The organism is Flavobacterium sedimenticola, assembly GCF_030053345.1.
Classification (GTDB): Bacteria; Bacteroidota; Bacteroidia; order Flavobacteriales; family Flavobacteriaceae; genus Flavobacterium; species Flavobacterium sedimenticola.
Window position 1 is genome coordinate 306,604 of the sequence record NZ_JASGBP010000002.1, and the last position, 22,505, is coordinate 329,108.

The 22,505-nt window shown below is 40.8% G+C and carries 17 protein-coding genes; 4 read left to right on the forward strand and 13 right to left on the reverse strand.

The genetic code is table 11. From position 1 onward, the window contains the following. Positions 1–130 precede the first annotated feature (130 nt). Positions 131–517: a bacillithiol system redox-active protein YtxJ gene (gene ytxJ / locus QHT84_RS05700; protein ID WP_283238590.1), complete on the forward strand. Its 387-nt coding sequence runs from the start codon at positions 131–133 to the stop codon at positions 515–517. A gap of 47 nt (positions 518–564) precedes the next feature. Here the strand turns inward: ytxJ and QHT84_RS05705 are convergent, their stop codons facing one another. The 4 genes from QHT84_RS05705 to thrA form a co-directional block, all read right to left on the reverse strand. Continuing rightward, positions 565–1,749: a hypothetical protein gene (locus tag QHT84_RS05705; RefSeq protein WP_283238591.1), complete on the reverse strand. Its 1,185-nt coding sequence runs from the start codon at positions 1,747–1,749 to the stop codon at positions 565–567. Positions 1,750–1,778: 29 nt separating this feature from the next. Then, complete coding sequence (gene thrC, locus QHT84_RS05710) at positions 1,779–3,065, reverse strand: threonine synthase (protein ID WP_283238592.1); 1,287 nt, start codon at positions 3,063–3,065, stop codon at positions 1,779–1,781. Positions 3,066–3,131: 66 nt separating this feature from the next. Then, a complete protein-coding gene (locus QHT84_RS05715; protein ID WP_283238593.1) occupies positions 3,132–4,052 on the reverse strand; it encodes a homoserine kinase in 921 nt (306 codons plus the stop codon). A gap of 49 nt (positions 4,053–4,101) precedes the next feature. Continuing rightward, positions 4,102–6,549 carry a bifunctional aspartate kinase/homoserine dehydrogenase I gene (thrA, locus tag QHT84_RS05720; RefSeq protein ID WP_283238594.1) on the reverse strand — a complete coding sequence of 816 codons (2,448 nt, stop codon included), beginning with the start codon at positions 6,547–6,549 and terminating at the stop codon, positions 4,102–4,104. 389 nt (positions 6,550–6,938) lie between these two features. On the opposite strand from thrA, the gene hutH reads away from it, so the two are divergent. After that, a complete protein-coding gene (gene hutH, locus QHT84_RS05725) occupies positions 6,939–8,441 on the forward strand; it encodes a histidine ammonia-lyase (RefSeq protein ID WP_283238595.1) in 1,503 nt (500 codons plus the stop codon). On the opposite strand, the gene QHT84_RS05730 is transcribed toward hutH, so the two are convergent. From QHT84_RS05730 to QHT84_RS05745, 4 genes are all read right to left on the reverse strand, one after another. Further along, positions 8,430–8,789: a DUF1304 domain-containing protein gene (locus tag QHT84_RS05730; protein ID WP_283238596.1), complete on the reverse strand. Its 360-nt coding sequence runs from the start codon at positions 8,787–8,789 to the stop codon at positions 8,430–8,432. The two genes, hutH and QHT84_RS05730, sit on opposite strands and share 12 nt — an antisense overlap. Before the next feature lie 20 nt (positions 8,790–8,809). After that, positions 8,810–9,391 (reverse strand): TMEM175 family protein, encoded by a 582-nt coding sequence (locus QHT84_RS05735; protein WP_283238597.1) that lies wholly within the window; start codon positions 9,389–9,391, stop codon positions 8,810–8,812. 4 nt (positions 9,392–9,395) lie between these two features. Beyond that, complete coding sequence (gene rimK / locus QHT84_RS05740; protein ID WP_283238598.1) at positions 9,396–10,769, reverse strand: 30S ribosomal protein S6--L-glutamate ligase; 1,374 nt, start codon at positions 10,767–10,769, stop codon at positions 9,396–9,398. 90 nt (positions 10,770–10,859) lie between these two features. Then, positions 10,860–13,403: an ATP-dependent Clp protease ATP-binding subunit gene (locus tag QHT84_RS05745; protein WP_283238599.1), complete on the reverse strand. Its 2,544-nt coding sequence runs from the start codon at positions 13,401–13,403 to the stop codon at positions 10,860–10,862. 265 nt (positions 13,404–13,668) lie between these two features. Between QHT84_RS05745 and gyrA the strand changes: the two genes are divergently transcribed. Beyond that, complete coding sequence (gene gyrA / locus QHT84_RS05750) at positions 13,669–16,224, forward strand: DNA gyrase subunit A (protein ID WP_283238600.1); 2,556 nt, start codon at positions 13,669–13,671, stop codon at positions 16,222–16,224. Between the two features lie 22 nt (positions 16,225–16,246). Beyond that, positions 16,247–17,569: a tetratricopeptide repeat protein gene (locus QHT84_RS05755; RefSeq protein ID WP_283238601.1), complete on the forward strand. Its 1,323-nt coding sequence runs from the start codon at positions 16,247–16,249 to the stop codon at positions 17,567–17,569. Between the two features lie 56 nt (positions 17,570–17,625). On the opposite strand, the gene QHT84_RS05760 is transcribed toward QHT84_RS05755, so the two are convergent. The 5 genes from QHT84_RS05760 to QHT84_RS05780 form a co-directional block, all read right to left on the reverse strand. After that, positions 17,626–18,126 carry a YybH family protein gene (locus QHT84_RS05760; protein ID WP_283238602.1) on the reverse strand — a complete coding sequence of 167 codons (501 nt, stop codon included), beginning with the start codon at positions 18,124–18,126 and terminating at the stop codon, positions 17,626–17,628. 157 nt (positions 18,127–18,283) lie between these two features. Further along, entirely contained in the window at positions 18,284–19,672 is a 1,389-nt protein-coding gene (gene lpdA, locus QHT84_RS05765) for a dihydrolipoyl dehydrogenase (protein WP_283238603.1), read from the reverse strand. A 39-nt stretch (positions 19,673–19,711) separates the two neighbouring features. Continuing rightward, positions 19,712–20,653 (reverse strand): hypothetical protein, encoded by a 942-nt coding sequence (locus tag QHT84_RS05770; protein ID WP_283238604.1) that lies wholly within the window; start codon positions 20,651–20,653, stop codon positions 19,712–19,714. A gap of 1 nt (position 20,654) precedes the next feature. Next, positions 20,655–22,115 carry an MBOAT family O-acyltransferase gene (locus QHT84_RS05775; RefSeq protein WP_283238605.1) on the reverse strand — a complete coding sequence of 487 codons (1,461 nt, stop codon included), beginning with the start codon at positions 22,113–22,115 and terminating at the stop codon, positions 20,655–20,657. Continuing rightward, positions 22,105–22,503 (reverse strand): VOC family protein, encoded by a 399-nt coding sequence (locus QHT84_RS05780; RefSeq protein ID WP_283238606.1) that lies wholly within the window; start codon positions 22,501–22,503, stop codon positions 22,105–22,107. Before QHT84_RS05780 ends, QHT84_RS05775 begins: the two co-directional genes overlap by 11 nt. Positions 22,504–22,505 lie beyond the last annotated feature (2 nt).

The following is a 22,505-nucleotide window of genomic DNA, read 5'->3' on the forward strand; positions in this document are numbered from 1 at the left end:
CAATTTATATTCCATTGTACTGAAACGGACAAAATGGCTGTTTTTTTTGGTTATCTTTGTAGTTCTAGAAGACAGTTTGACGTTGTTGATGACGTTATGTCTTGATAATGAAGGAAAAAGGATAGTAAATATGAGTTTGTTTAAAACTATTTTTGGCGGTTCGGAAGAATCTGAAAGGGAAAGCCACATGGCTTGGCGAGCGTTGACCGATTTGGGTCAGTTGAACGAAATCGTAAACGAATCGACCGAAAAACCGGTGGTGATTTTCAAGCACAGCACACGTTGCAGCATCAGCCGCATGGCGTTGCGTCAGTTTGAGCAAGAGTTTAATTTAGAGGGAAAAGTAGTTTCATACTATTTAGATTTATTGGAGCACCGTGATATTTCCAATGAAATAGTCTATCGATTCGGTGTGTATCACCAATCACCACAGTTAATAGTAATTAAAGACGGGAAAGCCGTTTACAATCGTTCCCACGAAAGTATAGATGCTACCAAGTTGGTGGATTTTGTCTAACAGCCACCATACCATAAAAAAAGCCGTCTTCATTGACGGCTTTTTGTTTATCTCCTGAAACGATTTCGAGTGATAATATCTTTTAGTTTGGCTTTTAAATCGTTACCCGTATCGAAAACCATTTGTTCGTTGGAAGGAAACGGCACCGCTCTTCGGTCGAAGTATTGAAAATAATCTTGCTCACAGGCGCGTTTGTCACCACGGTATTTGGCATACATGTAGTTGAAAGTAAACTCGCTGGCCAAAGGAAACGTTTGCAACAACTGATTAGTGTTGAAATCAATGTAATCCACTTTGGCGGTAACTTGACAGGCTTTGAATTGCGAGAACTCGTAAATCGTGGCGCGTACGGTTCGCATATCATCTACTTTAATCGGATTGCCCAAACTGTCTTTTACCACGTGGCCATTAGCGTCGAGTAGGTTTTTGAGTCCGACTTTAATCAGCTTTTCTTTTTGCAGTTCGCGTTCTTTCACTTGCTCGGGTGAGATGTTGATTTGACGGAAATTCACCACCAAACCGTAATCGTAATTAATCCCTTTCACGCGATTGCTGTGGTACACCGTCCATTTGTCGTTTAAACCGTAAGTGCTGAAATCCAACAAATCGTTTTCCAAACGTACCGGAATGACCATGTTGGTTTCGTTCTTTGTATACACGCTTACAAAATCAGTTCCTTTGATGCGGGCTTCTTCAATAAGTTTGTCGGTGTCTTTAAATCCCGGACTCAACGTTTGCAGGTACACCAAATCGTCATAGGCACGACGAATAACGGTCTTGTCTTTGTTGGCCAAAAGTGCTTTAGAGTTGTTGTATAAATATTTGGCTAAGGCATTTTTACTGCTTACAATTTGGTCTGAATAATCGTCAAACGGGAAAATAGCGTCTCGGCCTTCTTTCATCAATCGCAACGGTAATATAGGCCGGATGCGTTCTTGACGGGCGTTGAGTTGGACGTAAGTCTCGTATATTTTTTCTAAATTCTGCGGATTGGCGTCTTTAAACCAAGCGTCGATATTGCGCAAATCGCGTTCTTTGGCTTTGGCAAAAGCTTCTTCAAGCAGATACACATAATCTTGTTTGCCTTTAGCATTTTTGTTCCCGCGCAAGCCTTCAACGGCATTTTGAATGGCACTGTCGTAATCACCGGAAGTCAGCATGTCTCGTGTTTGGCGAACGCCGCAGGAAGAAAGGATAAGCAGTAGGGCTAAGGCAAACGTAATTTTTTTCATCAGATAGATTTTGAGCAAATGTAAAAAAATCAATCTAAAAATTGCTTGAGCGTTTCGTATGTCTTAATCTTTACCGAAACTTTCTCTTTTTCCAATACACTTTCTATTTGTTTCGGAATCGGTAATTTCAAATCTAACAGAGGCTCGACCACATCCAAAAACTTAATCGGATGGGCGGTTTCCAAGAAAACGCCAATACTGTCGGGATGTTTGGCCATTTCTTTTTTTAATCCCAAATATCCTACGGCGCCATGCGGTTCGGTGATGTATTTCGTTCGGGCATAAATGTCTTGTATGGCTTTCTCGGTTTCAGTGTCGGAAAAGGAGTAGGAGGAGAAGTCTTTTTGAAATTCCTTCAAATCGAATCGATACAATTGCTGAATCCGAATAAAATTACTCGGATTGCCTACATCCATGGCATTGGAAATGGTGGCTATGGAAGCTTTCGGTTCGTAATGACCGGCTTCTAAAAACCTTGGTACCGTGTCGTTCACATTGGTCGAAGCTACAAAGTGGGCGATAGGTAAGCCCAATCGCTTAGCCATAATGCCGGCACAAATATTGCCAAAGTTGCCGCTTGGACAAGATACTATAAGTGGTTTGTTGCGTTTTTTTAATTGTTGGTAAGCAAAGAAGATATAAAACATTTGCGGCAACCAACGCGCAATGTTGATGGAATTGGCTGAGGTGAGATTTTTGTGTTTCAGACGGTCATCTAAAAAAGCTTTTTTAACCATGTCTTGGCAATCGTCAAAAACACCATCAACTTCTAAAGCTTTAATGTTTTGCCCTAACGTAGTGAGTTGACGCTCTTGTATTTCACTTATTTTACCTGAAGGATAGAGTATAATCACTTCAACGCCTTTAACGCCTAAAAAACCGCTGGCTACGGCACCACCGGTATCACCGGAAGTAGCGACTAAAACGGTGACTTTTTTATTGCTGTTGCGATTAAAATAGCCCAAGCATCTCGACATGAAACGGGCACCTACGTCCTTGAAAGCCATCGTCGGACCGTGAAATAGTTCTAAAGAAAAAACATTGTCTTCTACCGGAACACAAGGAAAATCAAAGCAAAGTGTTTCGGTAATGATGTGTTTGAGTTCGGTTTCCGGAATGGCATCCCCTACGAATTGTTTGATGGTTGTGAAAGCAATTTCTTCATGGGTTAAGTTTTCTATATTTTGAAAAAAGGAATGGGGAAGCGGGGTAATGGTCTCCGGAAAGTACAGTCCTCTGTCGGGAGCCAATCCTCGTACTACCGCTTCTTGAAAGTCCACTCTGGGAGCTTTTTTGTTTAAACTGAAATATTGCATTTTTAAAACACGATTTACAAAGTTTGAAGTACGAAATGCGCTATTGCATCCTATACTTCGGGCTTCTTAGATTATTTTAACTCCTTCGTCATTTATTTTAGAGATATGCATATCGAAAGCAATGCCAACCTCGAGGTAACTGCTGCTCATGGCGTAGGCGACTTTTTCCGCTTTGTCCTGTCCTTTGCACAAGGCAAAAATCGATGGCCCGGCGCCCGAAATACCACTACCTAAAGCACCGGCGTCTAGCGCAGCGTTTTTGACGTTTTCAAATCCCGGTATCAGTTTTTGTCGATACGGTTCAATGACAACGTCTTGTAACGAGCGGCCGAGTAACGAATAATTACCAGTATACAATCCGGCTATGAATCCGCCCAAATTGCCCCATTGGGTTATGGCGTCTTTTAATGCGACTGTATTTGGGAGAACAGCTCTGGAGTCGGATGTTTTGACTTCGATTTGGGGATGTAAAACTACGGCGTACAATTCACTCGGACTTTGAATTTTAATCACATCTAACGGATTGTAACCCCGAACCAAGGTAAATCCACCTAAAACGCAAGGTGCCACATTGTCGGCATGCTCACAACCGCTGGCTAAGGCTTCGCCTTTCATGGCGAAGTCGACTAATTCGTGACGCGTAAAAGGCTTACCCAACAACTCATTGATGCCGAAAACCACTCCGGCCGCGCTGGCCGAAGAACTCCCAATACCACTTCCGGCTTTGATTTTTTTATGGATTTCGATTTCGAATCCGCAATCCGGATTAATTGCATTTACTATGGCTAAAGCAGCAACACCGGCTACGTTTTTTTCAACGTCCAATGGCAAGTCAGCACCGGTGATTTTAGTGATTCGAAGCCCTTTTTCAGTTGCTTTTCGGATAATCATTTCGTCGCCAATGCCTTCCAGGCACAGGCCCAACACGTCAAATCCACAATTCAGGTTTGCGATGGTGGCGGGACAGAATATTTTGATTTCATTCATTTTTAAAGGTTTTGAGGTGCTAAGGTTTTAAGGCTTGCTAGCGCCTTAATTACACATTTCCAATTCGGATCACATCCGCAAAAATCCCAGAAGCAGTAACCGCGGCACCGGCACCGGCGCCTTTAATAATTAACGGTTGGTCTACGTAGCGATCAGTATAAAACTCAACGATATTGTCTTTGCCTTCTAAATTGTAGAACGGACTTTCTTTCGGGATGAATTGCAAACCCACCGAAGCTTTGCCATTGTCGAAACTGGCCACGAATTTGATGCGGGAATCTTTGGCTTTTGCTTCTTGTAAGAGTGAATTAAAATGATTTTCGTGCTTGGTTAGCGAAGCAAAGAAATCTTCATTATTAGTGGTTTTCATGCATTCGTCCGGCAAGAAACAATGGTTCTCAATTTGTTCCATGTCCATTTGATATCCGCTTTCCCGAATGAGAATTAATATCTTTCGCGCTACGTCTACACCACTTAAATCAATTTTCGGGTCGGGCTCCGTAAACCCTTGAACACCTGCTTCTTTAACTACATCATGAAAATTGTAATTCTCACTGAAATTATTGAAAATAAAATTCAAGCTTCCGGATAATACCGCATTGATTCGGTTCACTTTATCACCCGAAGCAATCAAGTGCTTTAAGGTGTCGATAATCGGTAAACCGGCTCCGACATTGGTTTCAAATAAGAACGGCGCATTGTATTTTCGGGATAAGTTTTTGAGGTTTTTATAGTGGTTGTATTCCGAAGAACAAGCAATTTTGTTACAAGTAACCACCGCAATATTTTGGCTTAGAAATTGATCGTAAATACCGGCAATATTATGATTGGCGGTAATATCTACAAAGATGCTGTTGCGTAAATTCAACTCTTTTACACGGGCAATAAAATCTGTTGGATTAGCGGTTTCCCCTTGGTTTAAAGCCTCTTTCCACTCTTTCAAATTAACGCCTTCTTCCTCAAAAACCATTTTTCTGGAATTGGACAACGCAATAACACGGACATTGATTTTGAGATTTTCTTTCAAGAATTTCTTTTGTTGGCTGATTTGATCGATGAATTTTTCACCTACGTTACCCACACCCATAACGAACAAGTTCAACTGTTTGGTATTGTCTTCGAAGAAGCGTTCGTGTAGTGTGTTCAGGGCTTTTTTAACGTCTTTCTCATTGATGACTACAGAGATGTTTCGCTCGGAAGCTCCTTGTGCAATGGCTCGAATGTTGACATTGTTTTTGCCCAAAGTGCTAAACATTTTACCGCTGATGCCTTGGTGATTTTTCATGTTTTCGCCTACCAAGGCAACGATGCACAAGTCTTTTTCAACGATACAAGGATCGACCTTGCCTTGGGAAATTTCCATTTCAAAGGCTTTGTCGATAGCGGTCTTCGCTTTATCGGCATCGGTACTTAAAATACCGACACAAATCGAATGCTCCGACGACGCTTGTGTGATGAAAATTACATTGATGTTTTCGTTGGATAAAACTTCGAACAAACGTTTGGAAGAACCGGCAACACCGACCATTCCCGAGCCTTCCAGGGTAAGCAATGCAATATTGTCGATGTGGGTAATGCCTTTAATCGGATTACTCGAAGCTTCGGGCTTGTCAGAAATTAAGGTACCGTAAGCTTCGGGCTCGAAAGTGTTTTTGATAAAAATAGGAATGCAGTCTTTCAGCACCGGCTGAATCGTTGGCGGATACAAAACTTTGGCACCGAAATGCGACAATTCCATCGCTTCCTGATAGGAGATGGTTTCGATAGGTCGGGCTTGCTTTACGCTTTTCGGATTCGCCGTAAACATACCGTTGACATCCGTCCATATTTCCAACACATCGGCTTTTACCGCTGCCGCAATAATGGCTGCGGTATAATCGGAACCGCCGCGTCCCAGCGTAGTGGTATTGCCGTCGAGCGAGGAGGCTATAAAACCAGGTAGTAAAACCACTTGATACGTATTGTTTTTAAAATAGTCTTCGATTAGGGTGTTGGTGATGGGGAAGTCGACCGCTGCTTTTCCGAAATTTGAATTGGTTTTGATGAGTTCCCGACTGTCTTTAAACGTCGAGTTACTTACCTTTTGTTTCAGCGCTACGGCAATAATTTGAGAAGACAATAGTTCACCAAAACCGGCCACGGTATCAGCGGTTCTGCTCGATAATTCACCCAATAGGTAACAACCGTCCAGCAATGTTTTTAAATGATTGATGTTGTGGTTAATGGTTTCAATAATCTCGCTTTTTTCGCTCAGCGGGATTAGCGCATCGATGGCCTCTTTGTGCTTTTTTTCAATTTGATAAACGATGTCTTTATAACCTTTGTCTTTGGCGCTGGCCGTTTTTCCGGCTAAGATGAGTAAATCGGTTACGCCGCTAAAAGCTGAAACAACTACGGCTAACGTAGTCTCTTTGCTTTTTTGGGTAACAATTTGGAGTGTTTTAGTTATGTTTTCGGCATTGGCTACAGAAGTACCGCCAAATTTTAATACGATCATGACTTATTTAGTTATGCGTTAGGAATGATTGAGTTGCTTTCAAACGAAAGGACATGGCCAATAAATTATATGTGAAAATTATACCCCAAACGGGGTTGTGGTAGTTGATGTAGTGGTACCCAAAGAAGCAGCCGAAACATCGGTTGTTACAGAAAACGGGTAAGTAGTTGTATTTAACATCATAGTTTCAAATGTATGACTTTTTGAGAATTAAAAAAGGTTTTCTTAAATTTTTAAGAATATTACAATATTTTTCTTTAATTGATGTGATTTTTCATGTATAAATATCTTAAGGCTTTGTTTTTTAATAAATTCTCAAAAAATACTCGTCTAATTAGTTGCTTTTTAACAATCGTTTGCGGAATTTTGGGCTTTAAATCCTAACCAAAATGGAGCATTCGCATTACATCAGCACGGAAGTATTGACCTTAGAGACTTTGCAACAAATTATTGCTGAGCATAAAACCATCGCGCTTTCGGAAGAAGCCAAAATCAACATTCAACAGTGTCGCGATTATTTGGATCAAAAAATGGCCTCAAATGAAACGCCGATTTACGGCATTAATACCGGTTTTGGCTCGTTGTGTAATGTGAAAATTTCGAATGAAAATTTATCTCAGCTTCAAGAGAATTTGGTAAAATCTCACGCTTGCGGCACCGGAGAAGAAGTGCCTCAGGACATTGTTAAGTTGATGTTGCTGCTCAAAATTCAATCTCTGAGTTATGGTCATTCGGGTGTGCAATTGCTAACCGTAGAGCGTTTGGTAGATTTTTACAATCACGATATTTTACCGGTAGTGTACACACAAGGCTCGTTGGGAGCGAGTGGCGATTTGGCGCCGTTAGCACATTTATCCTTACCATTATTGGGTGAAGGCGAAGTGTATTATGACGGATTCCGTCAGCCCGCTAAGAAAGTATTGGAAAAAATGGGTTGGCAACCGATTCTATTGCAATCGAAGGAAGGTTTGGCGTTGCTCAACGGAACCCAATTCATGAGCGCCTACGGTTGTTACACTTTGCTCAAAGCGATGAAATACTCGTATTTAGCCGATGTTATTGCTGCGGTTTCTTTGGAAGGATTTGATGGACGCTTAGAACCTTTTAACGAATTGATTCATTATGTTCGGCCGCACAAAGGTCAGATTGTAACCGCCAAACGAATGACTGAACTGTTGGAAGGCAGTCAGTTGATAGCGCAACACAAAGAACACGTTCAGGATCCGTATTCGTTCCGCTGTATTCCGCAAGTGCATGGTGCTTCAAAAGACACCATCGATTATGTGAAAAAGGTGTTCAAAACCGAAATCAATTCGGTAACCGACAATCCCAACATTTTTAAAAACGAAGATTTGATTATTTCCGGCGGGAATTTCCACGGACAACCTTTGGCTTTAGCGTTAGACTTTTTAAGTATGGCGTTATCCGAGTTGGGCAGCATTTCTGAAAGAAGAACGTACCAGTTGATTTCGGGTTTGCGAGGTTTGCCGGCGTTTTTGGTGGACAATCCCGGCTTAAATTCCGGTTTTATGATTCCGCAATACACCGCTGCCAGCATTGCGAGTCAGAACAAACAATTGGCTACTCCGGCCAGTGTGGATAGTATTGTTTCGTCTAACGGACAAGAAGATCACGTGAGTATGGGCGCAAACGCGGCCACAAAGTGTTTGAAGATTATGGAAAATCTCGAACGCATTTTGGCGATTGAGTTGATGAATGCTTCTCAGGCTTTGGAATACCGTAGACCGTTACAATCGAGTGAATTCCTGGAAAGCTTTGTCAAATCGTATCGTGAAGAAGTACCTTTGGTTACCGAAGACAGAATCCTGCATTACGATATTGAAAATTCGGTAGCTTTTTTAGAGAGTTTTCAGATTGATTTAGAAGAGTAAACTCAACAATCCTAAAATAGCGGGAACGGCCTGAACAAAAAAGATTCTTTTAGAAGCCGTCATAGCACCGTAAAGACCGGCAACCAAGACACAACCCAAGAAAAAAAGCGCCACATTTTTGCTCCAATTGGTTTCATTAATACAAAGAGACCAAATCAATCCGGCGGCTAAAAACCCGTTGTACAATCCTTGATTGGCCGCTAAAACTTTGGTTTTCTCAAATTGATCTTCGGGTATGGCTTTGAATACCTTTTTGGCTCGTGTGGTCCAGGCAAACATTTCGAGCCACAAGATATAGAGATGCAGGAGTGCAATGAGTCCTATTACAAGTTGGGTGAGGATGTTCATGGTTTGTTTCAGGTTTTTAGTTAATTGTTTTCGTTAAAAAGTTTTTCAATTCTTTTATCGGGAACCAACCAAATCAACGCTACCAAAATATAAATGGCGCCCGAAATAACGCTGTAATCCGAACTGACAAGTACTGCAATCAAATACAAAACCACAGAGGCTTTTCCTTTATAATCTTTGCCAATGGCTTTAGACAAGAGTGAATCTTTACCGTGATGCTTCAAAATCACACTTTGCAATATGAAATACGCTATGGCATTCATTAATAAAATGATACCGTACAACATCATCGGAAAAGCCGCAAAATGATGTTCGCCGATCCAAGCTGTCGCAAAAGGAATCATGGAAAGCCAAAACAACAAATGCAAATTGGCCCAAAGAATTGTACCGTTAACATGCTTCACGGTGTGCATCATATGATGGTGATTGTTCCAGTAAATCCCAACATAAATAAAGCTCAGGATGTAACTCAGAAACTTGTGAAATAGCGGTACAATCGCTTCAAAAGAGGTGTCATTCGGAACCTTAAATTCCAACACCATAATGGTGATAATGATGGCCAAAACGCCATCGCTGAAAGCTTCGAGTCGGTTTTTATTCATGAGATTACTCTTTTAACTTAAAATTCTTCTCAATCGCTTTAATCATCTCGCCGGCGATGTCTTTGTTAGTGGCGCCTTCGATGCCTTCCAATCCCGGAGACGAGTTCACTTCTAACAATAATGGTCCTTTGGAGGAGCGAATAATATCTACACCGGCTACCTTTAAATCCATGGCTTTGGCAGCTTTGATGGCAATTTTCTTTTCTTCGGAAGTCGGTTTGATTACCGAAGCGGTACCGCCCATGTGAATATTGGCGCGGAATTCTCCCGCCGCGGCTTCCCGTTGGATAGCCGCTACGACTTTCCCGTCTACTACAAACAATCGTAAATCTTTACCATTGGCTTCTTTAATGAATTCCTGAACCAAAATATTAGCATTCAAACTCTTGAATGCATTGATTACCGATTCGGCCGCTTTTTTGGTTTCAGCCAATACGACGCCTTTTCCTTGTGTACCTTCTAATAACTTCACAATTAATGGCGAACCGCCTACCATCTTTATCAAGTCATCTGTATCCAATGGCGAATTGGCAAAACCTGTAGTCGGAATATCTACACCGTGATGCAATAATAATTGAAGCGAAAATAATTTGTCGCGCGATTGCGTGATGGCGGCAGCCGAATTCAAGCAAAAGACTTTCATCGCTTCAAATTGACGCGTTAACGCGCAACCGTAAAACGTAATACTCGGACGAATTCTAGGAATGATAGCGTCAAAATTGTCCAAGATTTTTCCGCCACGGTAATGAATTTCGGGTTTGATGGCGTCCAGCTTCATATAACACTCTTTGATGTTCAGAAAATGCATTTCGTGTCCGCGCATTTCGCCGGCTTCCATGATACGTTTGTTGCTGTACAATTCCGGATTACTGGCCAAAACCCCAATGCGCAATCCTGATTTTTTAGAGATTGCATTCTGATACAAATCCTTTAAACTCTCGGAAGAAGGTTGACCCAATAAATATTTCTGTTCCGGATCAACCAAAATGCGACCACTCATGGCTTCTCGACCTAACAGCATGCGAAACCCCATAGAATCACGATTGGTCAGTGTCATTTCAATCGGCCACATATCCACACCAATTTTGAGATTGGTCTGAATCACATACCGTTGTTCTCTGAAGCCACTTGAACTTTTTACAATGCGTTTGTCAATGAGTTTGGCTTCGCAATGGATGACGGTTTTCAGATTGTTTTGAATCGGATTGATATCAAACTTGACCCAGTTTTCGGAATCTTTCAAAAAAGGCGCAATGTTGATGGCGTGTAAAGCCGAAGTTTTGGCACCCGAATCGACGCGGGCTTTGATGGCCGGAATGCCGAGTTCGGGAAACGAACACCATTCTTCGGAACCTAATATAATTTTGTTTGCTGGCATTGATATAGAATTAAAAAAAACCACGAATTCACGAATAATTTAAACTAAATTTCATCCGGAATCCGTGGCTTATAAAAAGGTTTAACGGTCTTATTTCGTAGGCTTTTCCGCTTTTTTAATCGTTACCGTCAACTCCTGAGCGGTTTCGTCTAAATCCATAAAGATTTCATCGCCCGAAGCAATTTTAGACGTGATGATTTCTTCGGCTAAAGCATCTTCTACATATTTTTGAATCGCTCTTTTCAGTGGTCGAGCGCCAAATTGTTTATCAAAGCCTTTTTCGGCAATAAACGCTTTGGCTTTGTCGGAAAGCGTGAGTTGGTATCCCAATTCGGCAATACGTCCGTACAATTTTTTCAATTCGATTTCGATAATCAAATCGATGTCGTGTTTCTCTAACGGATTGAAAACAATTACATCGTCAATTCGGTTTAAGAATTCTGGTGCGAAAGTTTTCTTCAACGCGTTTTCAATCACACTTTTCGAATGTTCATCGGCCTGTGCTATTTTGGCGGAAGTGCCGAAACCAACACCTTGACCGAAGTCTTTTAACTGACGCGCTCCAACGTTAGAGGTCATAATAATGATAGTGTTTTTAAAGTCGATTTTGCGACCCAAACTATCGGTTAAATACCCGTCATCTAACACTTGTAACATCATATTGAACACATCCGGATGTGCTTTTTCGATTTCATCCAACAATACCACACAATATGGTTTTCGACGTACTTTTTCGGTCAATTGTCCGCCCTCTTCGTACCCTACGTAGCCCGGAGGCGCACCGATTAAACGAGAGATGGCAAATTTTTCCATGTATTCACTCATGTCGATACGAATCAACGCATCTTCCGAATCGAATAGTTCTTTAGCCAACACTTTCGCCAATTGTGTTTTTCCGACACCGGTTGATCCTAAGAAAATAAATGAACCGATTGGGCGATTCGGATCTTTTAATCCGGCGCGATTGCGTTGGATAGAGCGGGCGATTTTGGTTACGGCTTCGTCCTGACCTATTACTTTACCTTTGATTAAATCGGGTAAGTGAGCCAATTTATTGCTTTCGGTTTGGGCAATACGATTCACCGGAATTCCGGTCATCATCGAAACCACATCGGCTACATTGTCTTCTGTTACACGAATGCGATTGTTTTTAGAATCTTCTTCCCATTGTTCTTGGGCAATGGCTAAGTCTTTTTCCAAACGTTTTTCATCGTCACGCAATTTGGCCGCTTCTTCGTATTTCTGTTTTTTAACGACAGAATTTTTGAGTTCACGTACTTCTTCCAATTGACGCTCCAAATCCAGAATTTGTTTGGGGACGTCGATGTTGGTGATGTGTACACGAGAACCGGCTTCGTCTAAGGCATCGATAGCTTTGTCAGGAAGGAAACGCTCCGACATGTAGCGGTTGGTTAACTTCACGCAAGCTTCAATGGCTTCCGGTGTGTAAATTACATTGTGATGGTCTTCGTATTTGTTTTTGATGTTGTTCAGAATGGTAATGGTTTCCTCTACTGAAGTCGGTTCCACAATTACTTTTTGGAAACGTCTTTCGAGTGCGCCGTCTTTTTCGATGTATTGACGGTATTCGTCCAACGTGGTAGCACCAATACATTGGATTTCGCCGCGGGCTAGGGCCGGTTTGAACATGTTGGAAGCATCCAACGAACCGGTAGCGCCACCGGCACCAACGATGGTGTGAATTTCATCGATGAACAAAATGATGTCATCGTTTTTCTCCAATTCGTTCATTACCGCTTTCATTCGTTCTTCGAACTGTCCGCGGTATTTGGTTCCGGCTACTAACGACGCCAAATCCAAAGTCACAACTCTTTTGTTGAATAAGATGCGCGACACTTTCTTTTGAATGATACGCAAAGCCAAACCTTCGGCAATAGCCGATTTACCTACGCCGGGTTCACCGATGAGTAGCGGATTGTTTTTCTTTCTTCGACTTAAGATTTGAGACACACGCTCAATTTCTTTTTCACGACCTACTACGGGGTCGAGTTTGCCTTCTTCAGCCAATTCGGTTAAGTCACGCCCAAAGTTATCCAAAACCGGAGTTTTAGATTTTTTATTGGTTTTACTCGCCGGGTTGTTGAAACTCCCTTCTTTTAGGCTGTCATCCTGACCGGAATCGTCATTATACGATTCGTTTCGTGGCAGGTTGTCTGTAAAATCTTCTTCGTTTGGTGTCATATTCAAATACTGTTCTTTAACCACGTTATAGTCAATTTTCAGACGATGCAGTAGTTTGGTTGTCGGATCATTTTCGTTTCTCAAAATGCAAAGCAGTAAGTGCGCCGTACTGATGGACGAGCTCTGAAATACTTTGGCTTCCAGGAATGTAGTTTTTAAAGCGCGTTCTGCTTGACGAGTCAGGTGGAGGTTTTTCTTTTCGTTGCTCATTTCTGCGTTTGGATTGGCCGGACTCAGAATTTCGACCTTTTTACGTAAATGTTCCAAATCGACAGCTAAATTATTTAAAATAGCAATAGCCTTACCGTTTCCGTCTCTCAAAATACCAAGCATAAGGTGTTCCGTACCTATAAAATCATGGCCTAAGCGCAATGCTTCTTCCTTGCTGTAGGTAATCACATCTTTAACTCTTGGTGAAAAATTATCATCCATAATACTTATATTATTGGTAAAGTAAATTTAGTAATTATGAACCGTAATTACAAAAACCGTTCCCTCTAAATGTACTGTCAGCTAATTGACAAAAAAAAAGGCAATAATAAAAGTAGCCAAACGCTATTTTATTAACCAAAAAACACGTCTTTTTTGTTAATAAATCGTTGAAATTTGTAAGCTAAAAATAGCACTAAAAGCTATAAATATTCTATATTAGCACGTTTTGAAATTAAATTAAATTTTTATCAATAAATTATAAAATATGTCTGACGGAGAAAAGTTAATTCCTATTAACATCGAAGATGAAATGAAATCAGCTTACATCGATTATTCGATGTCGGTTATAGTCTCAAGAGCACTGCCTGACGTGCGTGACGGTTTGAAACCCGTTCACCGAAGAGTGTTATATGGAATGTATGATTTAGGCGTTTTTTCGAATAGAGCCCATAAAAAATCGGCAAGAATTGTTGGAGAAGTTTTGGGTAAATACCACCCGCACGGTGATACGTCAGTGTATGATGCCATGGTGCGTATGGCTCAAGAATGGAGTTTGCGTTATTTGTTGGTTGACGGTCAAGGGAACTTTGGTTCTATTGACGGTGACAGCCCGGCAGCAATGCGTTATACCGAAGCCAGAATGAAAAAAATGTCAGAGGACATAATGGCAGATATTGACAAAGAAACAGTCGACTTCCAGTTAAATTTTGACGATACGTTGGAGGAACCAACGGTTATGCCAACCCGTATTCCGAACTTATTGATTAACGGAGCTTCGGGAATTGCAGTCGGTATGGCCACGAATATGCCGCCTCACAATTTAACAGAAGTAGTTGACGGTACCTTGGCGTACATCGATAACAATGACATTGAAATCGACGAGCTTATGCAACACATCAAGGCACCTGATTTTCCAACCGGAGGAGTTATTTACGGGTATGAGGGTGTACGTGAAGCATTTAAAACGGGTCGCGGTCGTATCGTAATGCGCGCCAAAACCAGCTTTGAAGAAGCTAATGGCAGAGAGTGTATCATTGTTTCCGAAATCCCATATCAGGTTAACAAAGCCGAAATGATTAAGAAAACGGCCGACTTGATTAATGAAAAGCGAATTGAAGGTATCTCTAACATCCGTGATGAATCGGATAGAAGCGGGATGCGTATTGTATACGAATTGAAGCGGGATGCGGTGCCTAATGTGGTGTTGAATACACTTTACAAATACACCCAATTGCAATCTTCTTTTAGTGTTAACAACATTGCGTTGGTGAAAGGAAGACCGCAAATGCTGAATTTAAAAGATTTGATTCACTATTTTGTGGAGCATCGTCATGATGTGGTGGTGCGTAGAACCAAATACGAATTGCGCAAAGCCGAGGAAAGAGCCCACATCTTAGAAGGTTTGATTATTGCTTCCGATAACATTGATGAAGTAATCGCTTTAATACGTGCGTCGAAAGACGGTGATGAAGCTAGAGCCAAATTAATCGAAAGATTCAACTTATCCGATATTCAAGCGCGTGCTATTGTAGAAATGCGTTTGCGTCAGTTAACCGGATTAGAGCAAGATAAGTTGAGAGCCGAGTATGAGGAGATTATGAAGTTAATTCAACGTTTAAAAGACTTGTTGGAAAGCAAAGAATTGCGAATGGCTTTAATCAAAGAAGAATTAGTTGAAGTAAAAGAAAAGTATGGTGATGCGCGTCGTTCTACTATTGAATACAGCGGTGGTGATGTGAGTATTGAGGATTTAATTGCGGATGAACAAGTGGTGATTACCATTTCTCATGCCGGTTATATCAAACGTACCAATTTATCGGAATACAAAACCCAAAATCGCGGTGGTGTAGGGCAGAAGAGTGCCGGAACTCGTGATCAGGATTTCTTAGAGCATTTGTTTGTAGCGACCAACCACCAATACTTATTGTTCTTTACCCAAAAAGGAAAATGTTTCTGGATGCGCGTTTATGAAGTGCCTGAAGGAAGCAAAACCAGCAAAGGACGTGCGATTCAAAATTTGATCAATATTGAAAGCGATGATAAAGTAAAAGCTTTCATCTGTACTCAGGATTTGAAAGACGAAGACTATATAAACAGTCATTATGTAATTATGGCAACCAAACAGGGTCAGGTGAAAAAAACACCACTGGAGCAATATTCCCGTCCGCGTCAAAACGGTATCAATGCCATTACCATCAGAGAAGACGATGAATTGTTAGAAGCCAAATTAACCAACGGGGACAGTCAGGTATTGGTAGCCGTTAAATCGGGTAAATTGGTACGCTTTGAAGAAGAGAAAACCCGTCCGATGGGTAGAACGGCTTCGGGAGTTCGCGGGATTACCTTAGCCGATGAAAATGATGAAGTGATTGGTATGGTTTCTGTAAACAAGGAAGATATCAATGACACTCAGTTGCTAGTGGTTACCGAAAACGGGTACGGAAAACGAACCAAATTAGTAGATGAAGACGGAGAAGATGTGTATCGTATTACCAACCGTGGCGGAAAAGGCGTAAAAACCTTAAACATTACCGAAAAGACCGGAGCATTAATTTCCATTAATGCGGTAACTGATGAAGACGATCTGATGATTATCAACAAATCGGGGTTAACCATCCGCATGGAAGTGTCCGATTTGAGAGTGATGGGAAGAGCCACACAAGGTGTTCGATTGATTAATATCAAAGGCAATGATTCTATTGCGGCGGTGACCAAAGTCATGAAAGAAGAGGAAGAAGAAACGGGTATTGATGCGGATCAAGAGGTTAACAATGCCGATGATGTTGCGACATCCGATACTATTTCCGAAACAGAAGAATAATTTAAATAAATACCACATGAAAATGAAACACATTGTATGGGCTTCGGCGGTTTTGTTTTCTTCGGTTGCTTTAGCTCAGAAAGATGAGTTAAAATCACTGAAGAGAATTTATGCCAAAGATGTCATCAAAGGGAACGATTTAATCGAATATAAAAGTTTGGTTAGCAAAGCCGAGCCTTTGGCTACCGAAGAAGGGGATAAAGTATACGTTGCTTTTTATAAAACGATGACACCGTTATTAGAAGTTATGGCTGTCGATCAATCTAACATGGCCGAGATGCAAGCGGCAGCTATGAGAGTGTTGACACCCAAATCGATTTCCGATTTTGCTATTGGTTTAAATGCCACCCTCGATTATGAGAAAAAAACCGGGAAGAAAGTGTACACCGATGATATTTTAGAAACAATAAGCGGTTTCAAGCCTCAATTGATTGACGTTGCGACTACTTTCGGAAAGGCTTCTAAGTTTAAAGAGGCTGCCGATGTTCTTTATTCCATCTATCTCTTGGATAAAAAAGACCAAAACATGCTTTTTTACGCGGCATCGTATGCCGTGAATGCCCAGGAATTTGACAAAGCCTTAAACTACTATGAAGAGCTTAAGAAGTTAAACTATACCGGAGAAGGGACTTTGTACTTGGCGGTGAATAACACTACTAAACAAGAAGAAAATTTCGGGGAAAACAAAGCTTTGAGAGACTTGTCTGTTAATACAGCTAAAACACATTCCAAACCCAGAGATGAAAAGAGTCCGTCTAAGCGTCCTGAGATCAATAAAAATGTGGTTTTAATTTTGATGCAACAAGGAAAGTATAAAGAAGCAATGCTTGCTGCCCAAGAAGCCCGACAAGCAAATCCGGAGGATGATTCGTTATTATTTACTGAAATGGAGATTTGTCTCAAAATGAACGATTTTGATACGTATACCAAATTAGTTAATGAGGCATTAGCCAAGAATCCAAACGATGCGACTTTGGTTTTTAATCTTGGTGTGATTGCCTCTAATTCTAACAAGTTAGATGAAGCGGAAGCTCATTACAAAAGAGCCATTGAGATTAAACCGGATTATGCCGATCCGTATTTGAACCTGGCGGAGTTAAAATTAAGAGCCGACGCTAAATGGTTTGATGAAATGGGCAAATTAGGCACTTCTGAAAAAGACAACAAACGCTATGCGGTACTTAAAAAATTAAGAGACGATAATTTCAAAGTAGTACTACCGTTATTAGAGAAAGCTGTTGAATTAGAAGGCGGCAAAAATGAGGCCGCTAAAAAGACACTTTTAAGTGTATACAATGCGCTCGAAATGACTGATAAAGCCAAAGCGTTAAAAGCAAAGCAATAATTAAATTGAAATTGTATAAAAAAACCTTCTCACCTGAGAAGGTTTTTTTTTGGTCTTTATTTTGTGAGAGGTAAATCAGAATTGTAGCAGTCCCGAAACAATTTCCACTTCCCGTCTTCTTTTTTATACATTTCCAATGATTTACCGGAATCCAGAATTTTTCCTTGTGCATCCGAAAAAATCCATTCTTCTTCGGCTACCATGACTTCTTTATCACCCCAAACACCTATGGTTTTCATCGAAAATCTCGGTATACCGGCTTTAATCCAGCCACTAAATAGTTTTTGAATATTTTCTCTGCCGACAATCGACTTGCCGTTGGGTTGCATCAACTTGGCATCTGAGGTGTAACAGTTGGCTAAACCAATAGAATCTCCTTTATTTAAAGCAATTACAAAAGTCTCAGCCGCGGCAACAATTTCGTTTTTGGCTTCCGTTAACTCGGTTTCTTGTTTGGCACTATCATCAAAACCTGAGGTTACTTTGGGCTTTTTACAACTGGCTGTTACTAAAATCAGCCCAACCATTACGGCACTTAAAAAAAATGTCTTCTTCATAATAAAATATTTTAACGGTTTAATTGAATGGTTAGCAAGTTTAATTTCTATAAATTTATAACTTATTGATTTTTAATTCAATCTATTTTAAAATATTTGTTAACAAAAAATCCGCTCTGTTTTCACAAAGCGGATTTTAGTATGAAGTCTTACTATTTTACAAGTGTATTACCTCGCCATAGGCATCAGCCACGGCTTCCATGACGGCTTCGCTCATGGTCGGATGCGGATGCACCGCTTTTAAAATTTCGTGACCGGTGGTTTCCAATTTACGGGCTACAACCGCTTCGGCAATCATATCGGTTACGCCGGCACCAATCATGTGACAGCCTAACCATTCGCCGTATTTGGCATCGAAAATTACTTTTACAAATCCATCCGGAGTTCCGGCAGCTTTGGCTTTACCGGAGGCTGTAAACGGGAATTTCCCGATTTTTAGTTCATAACCTTTTTCTTTGGCTGCTTTTTCGGTTAATCCTACCGAGGCAATTTCAGGAGTGGCATAAGTACAACCCGGAATGTTTCCGTAATCTAAAGGCTCAACGTGTAATCCTTTGATTTTTTCCACACAAAGAATACCTTCGGCAGAAGCTACGTGTGCTAAGGCTTGACCCGGTACCACATCGCCAATGGCGTAATAGCCCGGTACGTTTGTTTGGTAGAAATCGTTCACTAAAATTTTATCTCTGTCGGTAGCAATACCAACTTCTTCTAAACCGATATTTTCGATGTTCGATTTGATTCCGACGGCTGAAAGCAAAATATCGGCTTCTAAAACTTCTTCGCCTTTGGCGGTTTTTACGAAGGCTTTTACGCCTTTTCCGGAAGTATCAATGCGTTCTACAGAAGAATTGGTCATTACCGTAATCCCCGATTTTTTTAACGAGCGTTCGAATTGTTTTGAAATATCTTCATCTTCAACCGGCACTACATTCGGCATAAATTCTACGATGGTCACTTCCGTTCCCATGGCGTTGTAAAAATGAGCAAATTCCACACCGATGGCACCCGAACCTACTACAATCATTTTTTTAGGTTGCGAAGGTAAGGTCATTGCCTGACGGTACCCGATTACTTTTACACCGTCTTGCGGTAAATTAGGCAATTCTCTCGAGCGCGCACCCGTAGCAATAATAATATGATCGGCGCTGTACTCGGTTACTTTTCCGTCAGCAGCGGTTACATCGACTTTTTTGCCCGGTTTGATTTTACCAAATCCGTCAATCACATCAATCTTGTTTTTCTTCATCAAAAATTGAACACCTTTACTCATACCATCAGCCACTCCACGAGAGCGGGCAATAACAGCGTTAAAATCTTTATCAAATTCTTTGACGGTCAAGCCATAATCGGAAGCATGTTTTAGGTAATCAAAAACCTGAGCCGATTTTAGTAAAGCTTTGGTGGGAATACATCCCCAATTTAAGCAAATTCCACCGAGGCTTTCTTTTTCAATTACAGCTACTTTGAAGCCCAATTGTGAAGCACGAATGGCTGTTACATAACCACCCGGACCACTTCCTAAAACAATAATATCGTATTTCATGTTGTTGTGATTTTCAATAATTAAAATGAGATTGCGAATTTAGGGATTTATTTTGAAAAAGTCAGTCAATTGTTGTGCATTCTTAAGCCGGCTATTCATTTCTAAAACGCCTGTCCGGTTGAGATGATTGGTGTTGTAAAAATAGACGGTTTTATTCCGGATGGCTTCGTAGTTAGCATCAAAAAACGGGATATTCAGCTCCCTACAAATGGCCCCAGGCCAATTAAAACTTTTTGAATCGTATACGGCCTTGTACGTTGGGGTTTGTATGCATAGCAATTTCACCTGATGTTTTTGGCAAAGTTGTTTGAATTGCATCAGCGCTTTTTTGATATCCGGAATGTCACTTTCTTTAAAAAAGTATTTTTTGTTTTCGGAAGTGATTGGATATTTTAGGGTGTCCCATTCTTCATCATTGAGCTCAAATCCTTTTGGAAACGAATCGGACTTATTTAATGTAATACAATCCCAAAACATTTGATACTTGCAAAGGGCATAGAGCGGCACATAACGTTCGGCAGCATCAAACTTAAAATACTGCAACAAGGGTTCATCCATGGTATTGGGCATGAAAGCAAAACGGGCATAATCGTTTTTATTTACCATATTGCTGTTCTTTTTAAGATTTCCGGCACTCACAAACGGATCCATCGTCAAAATGGCATATTTAGGCGCTTTGTTTCGGGCCAGATAGTTTTCAAATCGCAAATGAGAAGCCAATATATCGGGGTGGCCGTTCATTCCGATATTAACCGTTTTAACGCGGTAATTGGATTGGAAAAATTCGGGATCAAAATGAGCCCAACAACGGGAACTGCCCAATAATACTAAGTCGGCATTCACATTTTCAGTACATTCTAAAGTATCATATCCTGTAACTGTTTTTCCCGAAATCCGGTATGAAATACCCCATTGTATGAGATAAACCATTCCTGTAAAAAGGATTGCCAGTTTAAGGGTATTTAGAATAAATCGCTTCATACTAAAACTGTATGTAAATAAAATCCTGATTGGTCACCATACTGGAAAAGTAAAAAATTACAAACGCCAAAAACAAGTACAGCGTTTTACGAGCCCAAACGTTCATCTTGTTTTCTAAAAAATCCAATGCATGGTTTTTGTTTTTAGCCTGCCATTCCATACCCATAAAAAAGGCAATGTAACTTAAAAGTCCTAGTAAGAATAACATAGAAATTCCGTGTAAAACGGGTACTTTGAAGAGACTTTTGTCGATGAGACATCGGTAAAAGTCGAACGCTTGTGTTACACTTTCCGATTTAAAAATGACAAACGTAACAGTGACCAGTCCGAATGTTTTGAGGATATTGAAGAATTCCAAACCGGTTAAAGATCCGTTTTTATGCCACTTCTTCTTTTTATTCATAGTTCCTTTTATGATGAGCGGAACGAAATAGAGACCGTTTAAAAAGCCGAATAAAATGTAGGTCCAATTAGCTCCATGCCAAATCCCAACTACGGTAAAGTTAATTAAGACGGCTAAAAACAATCCTTTGTTATCCCAATCTCTGAAATAAATGCTCAGCGGTGTGAACACATATTCGGTAAACCAAGAGGTTAGTGACATATGCCATTTTCGCCAAAACTCGGCAATATTTTGGGAAAAGTACGGAAAGTCGAAGTTTTTAGTGATTTCAAATCCAAGTAATCGGGCCATTCCAATGGCCATATCGGAGTAACCCGAAAAATCAGCATAAATTTGAAACGGATACAGCAGCATCGCTATTAAAAGTGAGCTGGCGGGAAGTTCTTGGTAATGAGTAAAAACGTCTTGCGTGATTAAGGCACAGTTATTGGCAATTACCACTTTTTTAAATAATCCCCACAGTATTTGTCGTAATCCGTCGACGGCTGAGGCATATTCAAAATGTCTGTTTTTTTCCAGTTGCGGCACTAAAGTTCGGGCTTTGTCTATAGGGCCTGATAAGAGAGAAGGGAAGAAAGCCACATAAGAAAAAAACACCACGCCATCGTCAACGGCTTTTGTTTTTCCGTTGCGAACATCCAAGATGTAACTAATAGTTCTAAAGGTAAAAAAGCTAATGCCTAGTGGTGCTATGATAGACAATGTTGGCCATAAGATTTGAAGACCCAATGCTTGAAACAATTCGTTAAACGAGTTACTAAAAAAATTATAGTACTTGCAAAACAGTAAGCCTCCGATGCCTTGTGTTAAGCCGATGTAACTTAACCACCGTTTTGTATGGTCAACAGTTGCTTGTTGTATTTTAAGTCCCAGATAGAAGTTTAATGCCGAGACAGCGATGATAAAGCCCAGTAATTTCCAATCCGTCCACGCATAAAAAAAGTAGCTTCCCAAAAGGAGTAGTATGTTTTGAGCTTTGCGATTTTTGGGAAAAACCCACCAGTACAAAGCAAAAAAAAGGCTGAAGAACAGCACAAATGGGATACTGTTAAAAATCATCGCCAGTAGGGTTAGCTTCCACCAATTCTATCAGTCCGTATGACGCTTGCAAAAAAGCCACTTTTCGGTGGTTAAATAACAGGGCCGGTTTGGCCTCGGAGACCAGGAATGCTCCTAATTCTTGCAATCGGTTAATCTCGGCAATTAGGTCACTGGTTTCAAAACAGAGATGGTAGTACGCAATTCTCTTTTTTATCAGATTTTCCACTTGTTCGCCCGAAACCAATTCGATATTGACACCTTCAGCAGTCGTAATCATGCAGAGCTGCGCTTTTTGTTCGCTATCGTAAACAATATCACTCACGTGAATTACTTGGTGAATTCGTGAGATACTTTCAATCTCGGCTTCGATATTGCGACAGGCTACGCCTACATGATGAAATTTCATGG

Excerpts from the sequence above, each read along its gene's own strand:
- ytxJ (WP_283238590.1), top strand. The coding sequence starts at position 131 with ATGAGTTTGTTTAAAACTATTTTTGGCGGTTCGGAAGAATCTGAAAGG.
- QHT84_RS05705 (WP_283238591.1), bottom strand. The coding sequence starts at position 1,749 with ATGAAAAAAATTACGTTTGCCTTAGCCCTACTGCTTATCCTTTCTTCC.
- QHT84_RS05735 (WP_283238597.1), bottom strand. The coding sequence starts at position 9,391 with ATGAATAAAAACCGACTCGAAGCTTTCAGCGATGGCGTTTTGGCCATC.
- QHT84_RS05730 (WP_283238596.1), bottom strand. The coding sequence starts at position 8,789 with ATGAACATCCTCACCCAACTTGTAATAGGACTCATTGCACTCCTGCAT.
- hutH (WP_283238595.1), top strand. The coding sequence starts at position 6,939 with ATGGAGCATTCGCATTACATCAGCACGGAAGTATTGACCTTAGAGACT.
- QHT84_RS05770 (WP_283238604.1), bottom strand. The coding sequence starts at position 20,653 with ATGAAGCGATTTATTCTAAATACCCTTAAACTGGCAATCCTTTTTACA.
- rimK (WP_283238598.1), bottom strand. The coding sequence starts at position 10,769 with ATGCCAGCAAACAAAATTATATTAGGTTCCGAAGAATGGTGTTCGTTT.
- QHT84_RS05715 (WP_283238593.1), bottom strand. The coding sequence starts at position 4,052 with ATGAATGAAATCAAAATATTCTGTCCCGCCACCATCGCAAACCTGAAT.
- QHT84_RS05745 (WP_283238599.1), bottom strand. The coding sequence starts at position 13,403 with ATGGATGATAATTTTTCACCAAGAGTTAAAGATGTGATTACCTACAGC.
- thrA (WP_283238594.1), bottom strand. The coding sequence starts at position 6,549 with ATGATCGTATTAAAATTTGGCGGTACTTCTGTAGCCAATGCCGAAAAC.
- QHT84_RS05780 (WP_283238606.1), bottom strand. The coding sequence starts at position 22,503 with ATGAAATTTCATCATGTAGGCGTAGCCTGTCGCAATATCGAAGCCGAG.
- QHT84_RS05760 (WP_283238602.1), bottom strand. The coding sequence starts at position 18,126 with ATGAAGAAGACATTTTTTTTAAGTGCCGTAATGGTTGGGCTGATTTTA.
- gyrA (WP_283238600.1), top strand. The coding sequence starts at position 13,669 with ATGTCTGACGGAGAAAAGTTAATTCCTATTAACATCGAAGATGAAATG.
- thrC (WP_283238592.1), bottom strand. The coding sequence starts at position 3,065 with ATGCAATATTTCAGTTTAAACAAAAAAGCTCCCAGAGTGGACTTTCAA.
- lpdA (WP_283238603.1), bottom strand. The coding sequence starts at position 19,672 with ATGAAATACGATATTATTGTTTTAGGAAGTGGTCCGGGTGGTTATGTA.
- QHT84_RS05775 (WP_283238605.1), bottom strand. The coding sequence starts at position 22,115 with ATGATTTTTAACAGTATCCCATTTGTGCTGTTCTTCAGCCTTTTTTTT.
- QHT84_RS05755 (WP_283238601.1), top strand. The coding sequence starts at position 16,247 with ATGAAACACATTGTATGGGCTTCGGCGGTTTTGTTTTCTTCGGTTGCT.